Source organism: Pseudomonas fluorescens (assembly GCF_041354075.1).
GTDB classification, from domain to species: Bacteria; Pseudomonadota; Gammaproteobacteria; order Pseudomonadales; family Pseudomonadaceae; genus Aquipseudomonas; species Aquipseudomonas fluorescens_CE.
On the sequence record NZ_JARZGC010000031.1, the window covers coordinates 23,260 to 36,043 of the forward strand.

The 12,784-nt window shown below is 61.9% G+C and carries 10 protein-coding genes; 2 read left to right on the plus strand and 8 right to left on the minus strand.

Features of this window, described 5'->3' with window-relative positions; genetic code table 11:
- Window positions 1–92: 92 nt before the first annotated feature.
- The 6 genes from QIW53_RS25530 to QIW53_RS25555 all read right to left on the minus strand — a co-directional run bounded on the left by QIW53_RS25530 (window position 93) and on the right by QIW53_RS25555 (window position 6,150).
- Complete coding sequence (locus QIW53_RS25530; protein ID WP_368558583.1) at window positions 93–272, minus strand: hypothetical protein; 180 nt, start codon at window positions 270–272, stop codon at window positions 93–95.
- 154 nt (window positions 273–426) lie between these two features.
- Window positions 427–1,596 (minus strand): lactonase family protein, encoded by a 1,170-nt coding sequence (locus QIW53_RS25535; RefSeq protein ID WP_371052374.1) that lies wholly within the window; start codon window positions 1,594–1,596, stop codon window positions 427–429.
- Complete coding sequence (locus QIW53_RS25540; protein WP_371052350.1) at window positions 1,589–1,882, minus strand: DUF5629 family protein; 294 nt, start codon at window positions 1,880–1,882, stop codon at window positions 1,589–1,591. Before QIW53_RS25540 ends, QIW53_RS25535 begins: the two co-directional genes overlap by 8 nt.
- Window positions 1,883–2,085: 203 nt before the next feature.
- Window positions 2,086–3,666, minus strand: a complete 1,581-nt coding sequence (locus tag QIW53_RS25545; protein WP_371052352.1) for an aldehyde dehydrogenase (NADP(+)) — start codon at window positions 3,664–3,666, stop codon at window positions 2,086–2,088.
- Between the two features lie 10 nt (window positions 3,667–3,676).
- Entirely contained in the window at window positions 3,677–4,669 is a 993-nt protein-coding gene (araD1, locus tag QIW53_RS25550) for an AraD1 family protein (RefSeq protein ID WP_371052353.1), read from the minus strand.
- A 158-nt stretch (window positions 4,670–4,827) separates the two neighbouring features.
- Complete coding sequence (locus QIW53_RS25555; protein WP_371052354.1) at window positions 4,828–6,150, minus strand: MFS transporter; 1,323 nt, start codon at window positions 6,148–6,150, stop codon at window positions 4,828–4,830.
- 193 nt (window positions 6,151–6,343) lie between these two features.
- Between QIW53_RS25555 and QIW53_RS25560 the strand changes: the two genes are divergently transcribed.
- Both QIW53_RS25560 and QIW53_RS25565 read left to right on the plus strand, forming a co-directional pair.
- Window positions 6,344–8,080 carry an IlvD/Edd family dehydratase gene (locus QIW53_RS25560; protein WP_371052355.1) on the plus strand — a complete coding sequence of 579 codons (1,737 nt, stop codon included), beginning with the start codon at window positions 6,344–6,346 and terminating at the stop codon, window positions 8,078–8,080.
- Window positions 8,081–8,278: 198 nt separating this feature from the next.
- Complete coding sequence (locus tag QIW53_RS25565) at window positions 8,279–8,998, plus strand: FadR/GntR family transcriptional regulator (protein ID WP_371052356.1); 720 nt, start codon at window positions 8,279–8,281, stop codon at window positions 8,996–8,998.
- A 174-nt stretch (window positions 8,999–9,172) separates the two neighbouring features.
- Here the strand turns inward: QIW53_RS25565 and QIW53_RS25570 are convergent, their stop codons facing one another.
- Window positions 9,173–11,548, minus strand: coding sequence for an efflux RND transporter permease subunit (locus QIW53_RS25570; protein WP_371052357.1), 2,376 nt, complete (start codon window positions 11,546–11,548; stop codon window positions 9,173–9,175).
- 25 nt (window positions 11,549–11,573) lie between these two features.
- Window positions 11,574–12,626 carry a WD40/YVTN/BNR-like repeat-containing protein gene (locus QIW53_RS25575; RefSeq protein WP_371052358.1) on the minus strand — a complete coding sequence of 351 codons (1,053 nt, stop codon included), beginning with the start codon at window positions 12,624–12,626 and terminating at the stop codon, window positions 11,574–11,576.
- Window positions 12,627–12,784: the final 158 nt, after the last annotated feature.

Below are 12,784 nucleotides of genomic sequence, written 5' to 3' on the forward strand. Positions count from 1 at the left end.
TGACAGTGTCGTGAACGCGTTATGCAGGAGCGATATCACTCGGGTTTCAATCAAGTGACTTCGCTCCTGCATAAAGGGTGCAGGGCTGGCTTTCAGGCTTGGGTCTTGTGATCCAGTGCGGCGTAGAAGTTGGCGCTCTGTTGCAGGTATTTCTGGGTGTAGCTCTGGGTGTGGGACTTTTTATCGCTGACTTCGACGTTGGCACTGGCTGGCAGAGCCACGGTGGCGGAGATGGCGGACGCGGCGATGATGGAGAAGAGATTGAAATTCATGGGGTATTCCTCGGAGTCGTTGGGGTTGCTTGCCGTTTAAGGCCGTGGAGCAAACTTAACGTCCGAGGTGGGCGCGTTGAAATGTTTTGTAGCACTAACGCATATCATCGACATTGATAGAAAGCTACAGGCCCCATCAACCGGGGCCTGCGGTCTATTGCCGCACCAGGAATTTCAGGTCGCTGGGCGCATCCATCGGCAATTTCTGCACCGTTTTACCCAGCAGTCCGCTCTTGGCATCGCGTTCGAGCACGACAATCTGATTGCTTTTCTGGTTGGCGATCAGCAGGAACCGGCCACTCGGATCGAGGCTGAATTCGCGCGGGTGATCGCCTTCCACCGAACGACGCTGCAACTCCTTGAGGTGGCCAGTGGCGGGATCGATGGCAAATATCAGCATCTGGTTGGCGGTGCCACGGTTGCTCACGTAGAGAAAGCGCCCATCAGCCGAGGCATGCAGCGCCGCAGCGGCCTTGTCCGACACCGGCTTCCCGGCGGCCAGGTCGACCATCTGCGTTTGCTCGAGCCTGCCGTCGCGGTAGTCGAACACCGCCACCTGTGCGCTCATTTCCATGGTCAGCCAGGCGTGCTTGCCATCGGCGCTGAACAGCAGATGCCGAGGACCGCTGCCCGCCGGTAACTGCACGAACGCCGGATCGGCAGGCACCAGCGGCCGGTCCGGGTTGGCCTTGGGATCAAAGCGATAGACAAACACCCGGTCGGCGCCCAGGTCATTGGAGAACACAAACCGGCCATCCGGCGACGACACCGTGGAGTGCACATGCGCCGACATCTGCCGCTCGGGATTGACCCGACTGGCAGGATGGCTGCTCATCTGCACCACAGGCCTGAGTTGGCCATCGGCGCCCAGCGGCAACACCGCCAGGGTGCCACCGGGGTCTTCAGCGACTGAATAATTGCTGACGAACAGGTGACTGGCGTCCTGACTGAGGCTCGAATGGGTCGGCTCATTGCCCAGGCTCTGCACCTGGTTGATCAGACTCAGCGCCTGGGTCTTGGGATCGATGGCATAGCTGCTGACGCGTCCGACCGGGTCGGCCTGTCCCGGACCGTTTTCGTTGACCACGAACAGGTAACGCAGGTCCTTGGACAGGGTCAGCCAGGACGGGTTTTCGCTCTTGACCACTTGCAGTGGTTTGGCCCCGAGCTGGCCGCGGACGCTGTCGAAGTCCAGGCGATAGATCCCCTGGCTCTGGCCCGCGGTGTACGAACCCACCAGCACCTGGTAGTGCTCGGCAGGTGCTGCCTGCACGCCCATGGCGCCGACACTGCCAGCCATCAACAGCGGCCAGAGCTTACGCATCCTCATGCACATCGTCCTCGTTGTCACCGCCAATGGCGTCCAGACAGACCAGACGGTGCTCGCCGGACTGACCGCTGATGACCCAGCTTTGCAGGGAGGCATCGAAGGTCGCCGCTTCAATTTGTGCCATGTTGAACACCCAACGCTTGAGCGCACGGCCGTCCATGCATTCGATGTGCAGTTGGTCCTCTTCATCAAGGGAGAAATCGAAGGCGTGCAGCCCGTCGATTTCCAGCATGTCGCAGGTTTCGAGGGCGGCGAGCAAGGTGTGGGTTACGGCAGTCATGGCAGTCGTCTTTATCGGTAAAGACGCAATGATAGCTCAATGTGATGCTGGCCCCGATGCTGCGACCAACATAGAACGAAGGTGGGAGCGGGCTTGCTCGCGAAGAGGTAGTGTCAGTCGCCGATGATGTGACTGATAGACCGCTTCGCGAGCAAGCCCGCTCCCACCCTTGAACCGTGTTGCGACGTGGCGGTTTTCAGCCGTTACAACCCCTCACGCGACGGCTGTCCATCCACCAGCCGCTGGATGCCTAGCGGGTTGGCATTCTTCAGCGGGTCCGGCAGCAAGCTGTCGGGGTAGTTCTGGAAGCACACCGGGCGCAGGAAACGGTCGATGGCCAGGGTGCCCACCGACGTGCCACGCGCATCGGAGGTGGCCGGGTACGGGCCGCCGTGGACCATCGAATCGCAGACTTCGACACCGGTCGGATAACCATTGAGCAGGATCCGTCCGACCTTCTGCTCCAGCAATGGCGTCAATTCGCCGAACTGTTCGAAATCGCCCGGCTCGCCAATGATCGTCGCCGTCAGCTGCCCGTGCAGGCCGTGCAAGGCTGCACTCAATTGCGCCTGGTCGGCGACTTCGACAAACACCGTGGTCGGGCCGAAGATCTCTTCCTGCAACACTTCATCGCCATCGATCAGCAGGCCGACATCTGCCTTGAACAATTGCGGTTGAGCCTGATTGCCCTGCTGCGCACTGCCGGCCAGATGAGTCACGCCCGGGTGCGCCAGGAGCTTTTGCAGCCCCTTGCCGTAGCTGCTCAAGGTGCCTGCGTTGAGCATGGTTTGCGCCGGCTGATCGTTGATCAACCCCGCCACCTGCTGCACGAACGCACTGAATTGCGGCGAGCGAATGCCAATCACCAGGCCAGGGTTGGTGCAGAACTGGCCACAGCCCTGGACCACCGACGCCGTCAGGTCACGGGCCACGGTTTCGCTGCGCGCTTGCAGTGCCTGTGGCAGGACGATCACCGGGTTGATGCTCGACATCTCGGCGAACACCGGGATCGGTTGCGGCCGGGCGGCCGCCATATCGCACAGGGCACGACCGCCACGCAGCGAACCGGTGAAGCCCACGGCCTGGATTGCCGGGTGCTTGACCAGCGCCTCGCCGACCCCGCCGCCGTAGATCATGTTGAACACACCGGCTGGCATGTCGGTTTTTTCCGCAGCACGAATGATCGCGTCGGCAACCTGTTCTGCGGTCGCCATGTGCCCGCTGTGGGCCTTGAAGACCACGGGGCAGCCGGCGGCCAGGGCCGAAGCGGTGTCGCCACCCGCCGTGGAAAAGGCCAGCGGAAAGTTGCTCGCGCCAAACACGGCGACCGGGCCAAGACCGATACGGTACTGACGCAAGTCCGGACGCGGCAGCGGCTTGCGCTCCGGCAAGGCCTGATCGATCCGCGCGCCGTAGAAGTCACCGCGCCGCAGGACCTTGGCGAACAACCGCATCTGGCCGCTGGTGCGACCGCGCTCGCCCTGAATCCGTGCCGCCGGCAGCGCGGTTTCGCGGCAGACCACGGCGACGAAATCATCGCCCAGTGCGTCCAGCTCATCGGCAATCGCATCGAGAAACTGCGCACGGCGTTCGGCGCTGAGGCTGCGATACGCCGGGTAAGCGCCAGCCGCTGCCTTTGCGGCGGCATCCACCTCCTCCACCGTGGCCTGTACGAACGTGCCCGGCAGCGCCTCGCCGGTGCTGGCGTCGACGCTTTGCAGTTTGACCGTGCCGGCCGCGCTGCGCTGACCGCCGATGTAGTTGTGACCCAGTAGCTGACTCATTGAGGTTTCCTTAAAGAGTACCGATGGTGCCGGGTTCGAAGACTGCTTCAACCGGCGCAATACCGTTGATCAAGGGTGCGCCGAACTCGGCCTGACTGATTTCGAAGACATCCCCCGGCTGCGTACGAACGCCGTCGGCAAACGACAGCGTCGCTGTGCCGAAGAAATGAATGTGCACGTCCCCCGGGCGCAGGAACTGACTGTACTTGAAATGGTGGTATTCGAGGTTCTCCAGGCTGTGGCACATGTTCGCCTCGCCGCTGAGGAACTCGTTCTGCCACACCACTTCGCCGTTGCGCACGATGCGGCTGGTGCCCGCCAGATGTTGAGGCAGTTCACCGACCCGAAGTTCCGGGCCGTAGCTGCAACTGCGCAATTTCGAGTGGGCCAGGTACAGGTAGTTCTTGCGCTCCATGACATGATCGGAGAATTCGTTGCCGACTGCAAAGCCCAATCGATAAGGCTTGCCGTCGCGGCCAATGACGTAAAGTCCACTGATCTCCGGCTCCTCGCCGGCGTCTTCGGCGAATGGCGGCAACGGGAACGGCTGACCCGGGCGCACGACGATGCTGCCATCACCCTTGTAGAACCATTCCGGCTGCACGCCCGCCTGGCCCGCCGCCGGCTTGCCGCCCTCCACGCCCCACTTGAAAATGCGCATGGTGTCGGTCAGCGTCGCTTCGTCGCCGGACTGCTGGTGCATCTTGTCCCGGGCCGAGGCGCTGCCCAGGTGTGTCAGGCCGGTGCCACTGATGAGCATGTGCGCCGGGTCCGGATGGTCCAGCGGCGGCAGGATGCGACCTTTGGCCAACAGTTCCGGATAGTCGTGGCTGATCCCCAGGCCCAGGACCTCGACCTGCCGCTCAAGATTGACGCCCGCCTCGATCGCCGCCAAAGCCAGATCGCGCACGCTGCGCGCATCCTGCACTTCGCGGACAAGCCCACCCTCGACCACGCCGACCCGGCGCTCGCCGTTGATCAATTCGAATTGAACCAGATGCATGAAAAGTCTCCTGTTTAAGTCCACACCGCCAACCCCAGGTGGGAGCGAGCCTGCTCCGGGCAGCGCTCCGACGATAGCGGTGTGTCAGTCGCTGTAAATGTTGAATGGGATATCCATCGCGAGCAGGCTCGCTCCCAAAGGGGCTATCCGGTGCTGAATCAGGTCCGGCTCGCCCCACGTGCGCTCGCCGCAAACTGGTCGGCCGGCAACACGTGCTTGCGCTCGAGCTGGCGATACACCACACCGGTCAGAATCAAGCCGAACACCATGACGCCGGACAGGAAGTACAAGCCCGAGGCGAGATTGCCGGTGTACTCCTTCAATGCGCCAATCACGAACGGACCAATGTAGCCGCCCAGGTTGCCCACCGAGTTGATCAAGGCAATCCCCGCCGCCGCGCTGGCACCGGCAAAGAAACGGCCCGGCAACGTCCAGAACACCGCGGTGCAGGAAAACAGCGCAAACGCCACCAGGCACAACGCTGCCAGTTGCAGCACGGGCAACGTCAGCCAGGCACTGAGGAACAGGCCGATGGCCCCCAGGACATACAGCACCGCCAGGTGACCGTAGCGATCATTCAGGCGGTCGGAACTGCGCGGAATGATCAACAGGCCGACGATCCCGAAAATGTAGGGAACCGAGGAGACGAAACCGGTGACCAGGTCACTGCCGCCGAACTGCTTGATCAACGTCGGCAGCCACAGGCCCAGGCCGTAGATGCTCAAGGTCACCGGGAGGTAGAACAGCGCCAGCAGCAGCACCCGGGTGTCCTTGAGCGCATGCAACGGGTTGCCGTGGCGCGTCTGCCCGTACTCCGCCAGATCCTTTTTCAGCTCGCCCGCCAGCCAGTCCTTCTCGGCCTGGTCCATCCATTTCACCTGTTGCGGGCCATCCGGCAACCAACGCAGGACCGGCCAGGTCAGCACGATCGCCGGGGTGCCGATGACGATGAACAGCCACTGCCAGCCATGCAGGCCGAGGATCCCGTCCATGCCCAGCAGGCCACCGGACACCGGGCCGGTGATCAGCATGGCGATCGGTTGGGACAGGATGAACAGGCCGAGGATCTTGCCGCGATGGCGCACCGGAAACCATTGGGTGATGTAGTACAGAACGCCCGGGAAGAAGCCGGCCTCGGCAGCCCCCAGCAGGAAGCGCATCACATAGAAACTGTGTGGCCCCTGAACGAAGGCCATGCCGATGGTGATGGCGCCCCAGGTGATCATGATCCGCGCAAACCAGCGTCGCGCGCCGAAGCGTTCGAGCATCAGGTTGCTGGGTATTTCGAACAGGAAGTAGCCAATGAAGAACAGCCCCGCACCGAGGCCGTAGGCGGCATCGCCAATACCGATGTCAGCGCCCATGTGCAGCTTGGCGAAACCTACGGCGGAGCGATCCACATAGGCGATCAGGTACAGCAGGATCAGGAAGGGAATCAGTTTGAGTGTGATGCGACGAATAAGCCGCAATTCCTGGCTCATGAGATCGGTCTCCGATTGTTGTTGTTATGGAACCTCGGGGGACGCCTCTCGCGAAAATCGCCAGGGCCATCCCTCCAGTGAAAGCGACTATATAGTAATACTATTTAATCCGGCAACACTTCCAAAGCGGAGAAATTGCGCTTATGGTACGCCTCAGCACGAACAATATAGTCATACAATAAGAGAATCGATCATGTCTGATAAGAAACCCACCCTGCGCTCCGCCCAATGGTTTGGCACGGCCGACAAGAACGGCTTCATGTACCGCAGCTGGATGAAGAATCAGGGCATCGCCGACCACCAGTTCCATGGCAAGCCGATCATTGGCATCTGCAATACCTGGTCGGAACTGACCCCCTGCAACGCGCATTTCCGTCAGATTGCCGAGCACGTCAAGCGCGGCGTGATCGAGGCCGGTGGTTTCCCGGTGGAGTTTCCGGTGTTCTCCAACGGTGAATCGAACCTGCGCCCGACCGCCATGCTCACCCGTAACCTGGCGAGCATGGACGTGGAAGAAGCCATTCGGGGCAACCCGATCGACGGCGTGGTGCTGCTGACCGGTTGCGACAAGACCACCCCGGCCCTGCTGATGGGCGCCGCCAGTTGCGATGTGGCGGCCATCGTCGTCACCGGTGGGCCGATGCTCAACGGCAAGCACAAGGGCAAGGACATCGGCTCGGGCACCGTGGTGTGGCAACTGAGCGAACAGGTCAAGGCCGGCACCATCACCATCGACGACTTCCTCGCGGCCGAGGGCGGCATGTCCCGTTCGGCGGGCACCTGCAACACCATGGGCACCGCCTCGACCATGGCCTGCATGGCCGAAGCGCTTGGCACCTCCCTGCCCCACAACGCGGCGATTCCGGCGGTGGACGCACGCCGCTACGTGTTGGCGCACATGTCCGGCATGCGTGCGGTGGAGATGGTCCGCGAAGACTTGCGGCTGTCGAAGATCCTCACCAAGGAAGCGTTCGAAAACGCCATTCGAGTCAACGCCGCGATTGGCGGTTCGACCAACGCGGTGATCCACCTGAAGGCCATCGCCGGACGGATTGGCGTTGAACTGGACCTCGACGACTGGACCCGCATCGGTCGTGGCATGCCGACCATCGTCGACCTGCAGCCGTCCGGGCGTTTCCTGATGGAAGAGTTCTACTACGCCGGCGGCCTGCCTGCCGTACTGCGACGCCTGGGTGAAGCCAATCTGATCCCGAACCCGAACGCCCTGACGGTCAACGGCAAGTCCCTGGGCGAGAACACCAAGGACGCGCCGATCTATGGCGAGGACGAAGTGATCCGCACCCTCGACAACCCGATCCGGGCCGATGGCGGGATCTGCGTGCTGCGCGGCAACCTGGCGCCGCTCGGTGCCGTACTCAAGCCTTCGGCGGCCACGCCCGAACTGATGCAGCATCGCGGACGCGCCGTGGTGTTCGAGAATTTCGACATGTACAAGGCCCGGATCAACGACCCGGAACTGGACGTGGACGCCAGCTCGATCCTGGTGATGAAGAACTGCGGGCCGAAGGGTTATCCGGGCATGGCCGAAGTCGGCAACATGGGCTTGCCGGCCAAACTGCTGGCCCAGGGTGTGACCGACATGGTGCGCATTTCCGATGCGCGCATGAGCGGCACCGCCTACGGCACCGTGGTATTGCACGTGGCGCCGGAAGCGGCGGCTGGCGGTCCTCTGGCCGTGGTGAAGGAAGGTGACTGGATCGAACTGGATTGCGCCAGCGGCCGCCTGCACCTGGACATTCCGGATGCCGAACTCGCCGCGCGCATGGCTGATTTGCAACCCCCGCAGCAACTGCTGGTGGGTGGCTATCGCCAGTTGTACATCGACCATGTGCTGCAAGCGGACCAGGGTTGCGATTTCGACTTTCTGGTCGGCTGTCGTGGGGCCGAGGTGCCACGGCACTCGCACTGACCCTCTTCCAAGGGACGGCCCCCATCCTGTGGGAGCGGGCTTGCTCGCGAAAGCGGTGTATCAGTCGCCCATGTGTTGATTGGCACACTGTCTTCGCGAGCAAGCCCGCTCCCACATATGTTCTGCATCTGCCTCAAGACCGTGCCGTGGCTGCTATCATGCGCGGCATATCCCCCCGCACAGGATCGCGCCGTTCCAATGGACTACCGCAAACCCTCCGACCGCAAGAGCATGCATTCGCGCATCGTCCAGGAACTGGGCATGCAGATCGTTTCCGGTCGCTTCAAGCCGGACGACAAACTGCCCGCCGAAGCCCTGCTGTGCGAAGAGTACGCGGTCAGCCGGCCGGTACTGCGCGAGGCCACTCGCGTGCTGGTCGCCAAGGGCCTGGTGTATTCCCGTCCGCGGGTCGGCACGGTGGTCAAGCAGCGCAAGGAATGGCACATGCTCGACCCGGACGTGCTGCACTGGCTGATGCAAAGCAGCCCGCAAAATGAATTCTTCGACCTGCTGACCAGCGTACGCAGCATCATCGAGCCAGCCGCTGCGGCCCTGGCTGCGCAGTACGCCACGGACGCCGACATTGCCGCCATTGGCGAAGCCTACCAGCGCATGGAAACGGCGCCTACGCCCGAAGCCCTGCTGCAACCGGACCTGGACTTCCACAGCCGCATCGCCGATGCCACCCACAACGACCTGCTGGCCAACCTGTGCAACATGCTGGCCGTCGCGATCGCCGAAGCTTTGAAGCACTCCAACCAGCGGCCTAACCTGCATGAACTGGCACTACCCCGCCACAAGGCGATCCTCACCGCCATCGAGAACCGTGACGCCCTCGGCGCACGGCATGCGACGCTGGTTCAGCTCGATGATGCGCGCAGTGCGTTGAGTGTGGTGTTGGGTTCAGAGCCTTCCTGAACACCCGCGCCCCCTGCAGGAGCGAGCATGCTCGCGATGGAGTTCAGTCGTTGCTGAGCATCAGGGTGCAAGCGTCATCGTTCACGACCATCGCGAGCATGCTCGCTCCTACAGGGAAGCGGTGTACAAAAAAGCCGCAACACAGGTTGCGGCTTTTGTGTTTCTGCTCGTGGATCAGTGAGCGAACAACGAGTTGCCCTTCTGCCCCGCCAGTTTTTCCGGCTTGATCAGGAACCGCGCCAGTGCCGGCAGCAGCCACAGCGCGCCAAACATGTTCCACAGCAACATGAAGGTCAGCATCAGGCCCATGTCGGCCTGGAACTTGATGGCCGAGAAGATCCAGGTGCACACGCCGATGGCCAGGCACAGACCGGTGAACAGCACTGCCTTACCGGTGGACTTCAAGGTCTGGTAATACGCCTCTTGCAGCGGCAAACCGGCGCGCAGGAAGCTTTCCAGGCGACTGTAGATGTAGATGCCGTAGTCCACGCCAATCCCCACGCCCAGCGCCACCACCGGCAGGGTCGCGACCTTCACGCCGATGCCCATGAAAGCCATCAGGGCGTTGCCCAGGACCGAGGTCAGCACCAGTGGCAGGACGATGCACAGGGTCGCCGCCCAGGAGCGGAAGGTGATCATGCACATCACCGCCACGCAGATGTACACCAGGATCAGAATGGTCAGCTCGGACTTCTTGATCACCTCGTTGGTGGCCGCCTCGATCCCGGCGTTACCGGCCGCGAGGATGAACTCCAGGCCATCCCTGTTGTGTTCCTTGGCGAACTCCTGCACCGCATGGACCGCCCGGTCCAGCGTCTCGGCCTTGTGATCGTTGAGGAACACCAGCACCGGCGCCAGGGAGCAACTGTTGTTGTACAGGCCATCGGCACGGGCGATGGAGTTGTTCAGCACGTCGGAGTTGCGCGACAGGGTTTCCCATTTCAGGTTGCCCTCGTTCATGCCCTTGATCATCTGCTTGGACACGGTCACCAGGGAAATCGCCGACTGCACGCCCTCGGTGTTCTGCATCTTCCACATCAGTTCGTCGATCGGCGCCATGGTCTCGTAGTGCGAACAGGCTTCGGCCTTGGTCTTGACCATCACCACCAACACGTCCGAACTGGTGGAGTAGTTGCTGATGATGAAATTGTTGTCCTTGTTGTAGCGTGAATCCGGACGCAGTTCGGGAGCTCCCTGGTCGAGGTCGCCGATCTTCAGGTTCTGGCTGTACCAGAGGCCGCCACCGAAGGCGATCAGTGCCAGGGCAATGGAAACCGGAGCGACTTTCGGGCTGGCGAAGCTCGACAGCAGGCGCCAGAACGGGTGCTCGCGGTGCGCGTCCTTCTTGCTGCGCTCGACCGCACGCTTGCTGATGCCGACATAGGAAATCGCCACCGGCAACAGGATCAGGTTGGTGAACACGATCACCGCCACACCGATGGACGCGCCGATGGCCAACTCGCGAATCACGCCGATATCGATGATCAGCAGCGTGATGAAACCCACCGCATCCGCCAGGATCGCAATCATCCCCGGCAGGAACAATTGACGGAAAGTGCGCCGCGCAGCCGTCAGCGCGTTGTCAGCCTCGCTCGACTGCAAGGCGATCCCGTTGATCTTCTGGACGCCGTGGGAAATGCCGATGGCGAAAATCAGGAACGGCACCAGCATTGAATACGGATCGAGGCCGAAACCGAAGAAGTGCATCAGGCCCAGTTGCCAGATCACCGCGACCAGCGTCGTGCTCAACACCGCCACGGTGCTGCGCATGCAGTTGGTGAACCAGTACAACAGGATCAGGGTGATGACGAAGGCGACGCCGAAGAACAACACCACCATCACCAGCCCGTCGATCAGGTCACCGACCTTCTTGGCGAAACCGACGATGTGGATCTTGACGTTGGGGTTCTGTTTCTCGAACTTGTCCCGGATCTTTTCTTCAAGATCGTGGGAGAACTTGCGATAGTCCAGTGCCAGCAGCTTGCCCTGGTCCTGCGGGTCCGGGTAGGACTCCAGCAACGGGATGTCGACGATGCTCGACTTGAAATCGTTGGCCACCAGGCGGCCGATCTGACCGGACTTGAGCACGTTGTTGCGCAGCAGGTCGAGGCTTTGCTGTGAACCGTTGTAACTCTGCGGGATCACTTCACCGCCGGCAAAGCCCTCCTCCGTCACCTCGGTCCAACGTACGCTCGGGCTCCACAACGACTTCAGGCCGGAACGGTCAACGCCGGAGATGTAGAACACTTCGTCGTTGATCTGGCGCAGCGTCTCCATGTATTCCTTGGAGAAGATGTCGCCATCGGTGGCTTCCACCGAGATGCGCACGGTGTTGCCCAGGTTCGCCAGATCGTTGCGGTGCTCCATCATCTTTTGAATGAACGGATGCTCCAGCGGGATCATTTTTTCGAAGCTGGTGGACGGCCGGATCAACGTCGCCTGCCAGAACAGGAAAATGCTGACCAGCAGGCAGATGAAAATCACTGCCGGGCGGTTGTTGAAGATCAGGCGCTCGAGGAACGTCGCCTTGTCCTGGTGATGGCTTGTCATGGATGTCATAGCTCCGCCCTTCTTATTATTTGCCCAGCTCTGCGCCGGTTGGCGAAGTAGCGCGAACGCCGCCCTGTCCTGCCAGAATCAAGTTGCCATTGCCCGCCGCAGTCACCGCCGAAACGGAGATGCGATCCGGGCGGTTGAATACGCTGAAGGTTTCGCCGTCGTCGTTGCTGCGCACGATGCTGCCACCGTTGCCGACGATCACGATGGTGCCGTCATCCAGCAGCGTAGCGCCTGACAGCCCGAACTCCAGCGCGCCACGGGCGGCCCTGAGTTCGACCGGTTCCCAGGTGCCGCCAAAGTCGGTGGAACGAAACAGGTTGCCGCGCAGGCCGTAGGCCAGCAGCGTATTGGGCTGGGCCGTGCCGATCACGCCAAACAGCGAGCCTTCATACGGGCCTTCGAGTTTTTCCCAGGTCTGGCCCCAGTCGGCCGAACGGAACATGCTGCCCTGCTCGCCGACGATGAACAGCCCGGCATCCTTGACGGCGGCGATGGCGTTGAGGTGGTACTGGTCTTCGTTGTCGAGGCGGTCACTGGCATCTTCCCAGTGCTTGCCGCCGTCGGTGGTGGCCATCAGCGAGCCGTAGGCCCCCACGGCAAAGCCGTTGCTGGCGTCCTGGAACCAGACGTCGAGCAGCGGCGATTCGCGGGTCAGGTCTTCGAATTGCTTGGTCCAGGTGACGCCGCCGTCCTCGCTGGCGAGGATCTGGGCGTCATGGCCCACGGCCCAGCCGTGCTTGTCATCGACAAAATACACCGAGGTCAGCAGTTGCCGGGTCGGCACCTTGGACTGGGTCCAGGTGGCGCCCTGGTCATCGGAATAGAGAATGTGCCCGCGATCGCCGACCGCGACCAGGCGCTTGCCCGCATGCACGACATCGAGCATCAGGCTTTTGCTGGCCTTGGCCGATTCCACGGAATAGACAACGTCGGACGCCGGCGTCGCAGCGGCCAGCACCGGCGCCGACCACAGGACGCAACCCAGCAGCGAGAGCGCTGTGGCCAGCAACGCGAATTTACGCAGTGCCGGCGGGCGGCAGGTACCCACACCCATGACAGGCTCACTCATAGACCTTCCCCCATTATTATTGTTAGGTCATTCAACCTTTCAGGGCGCCGCAAGGGGTGCTCAAAGGGATTGAATGTTCAGGAGCATAGTCCTGAAACCCGCAATCCAGAGCCCCTTCGGAAGCTGGGCTTATCCTATCGGGCTTTGGAAAGGTCTGA

Excerpts from the sequence above, each read along its gene's own strand:
- QIW53_RS25530 (WP_368558583.1), bottom strand. The coding sequence starts at position 272 with ATGAATTTCAATCTCTTCTCCATCATCGCCGCGTCCGCCATCTCCGCC.
- QIW53_RS25535 (WP_371052374.1), bottom strand. The coding sequence starts at position 1,596 with ATGCGTAAGCTCTGGCCGCTGTTGATGGCTGGCAGTGTCGGCGCCATG.
- QIW53_RS25540 (WP_371052350.1), bottom strand. The coding sequence starts at position 1,882 with ATGACTGCCGTAACCCACACCTTGCTCGCCGCCCTCGAAACCTGCGAC.
- QIW53_RS25545 (WP_371052352.1), bottom strand. The coding sequence starts at position 3,666 with ATGAGTCAGCTACTGGGTCACAACTACATCGGCGGTCAGCGCAGCGCG.
- araD1 (WP_371052353.1), bottom strand. The coding sequence starts at position 4,669 with ATGCATCTGGTTCAATTCGAATTGATCAACGGCGAGCGCCGGGTCGGC.
- QIW53_RS25555 (WP_371052354.1), bottom strand. The coding sequence starts at position 6,150 with ATGAGCCAGGAATTGCGGCTTATTCGTCGCATCACACTCAAACTGATT.
- QIW53_RS25560 (WP_371052355.1), top strand. The coding sequence starts at position 6,344 with ATGTCTGATAAGAAACCCACCCTGCGCTCCGCCCAATGGTTTGGCACG.
- QIW53_RS25565 (WP_371052356.1), top strand. The coding sequence starts at position 8,279 with ATGGACTACCGCAAACCCTCCGACCGCAAGAGCATGCATTCGCGCATC.
- QIW53_RS25570 (WP_371052357.1), bottom strand. The coding sequence starts at position 11,548 with ATGACAAGCCATCACCAGGACAAGGCGACGTTCCTCGAGCGCCTGATC.
- QIW53_RS25575 (WP_371052358.1), bottom strand. The coding sequence starts at position 12,626 with ATGAGTGAGCCTGTCATGGGTGTGGGTACCTGCCGCCCGCCGGCACTG.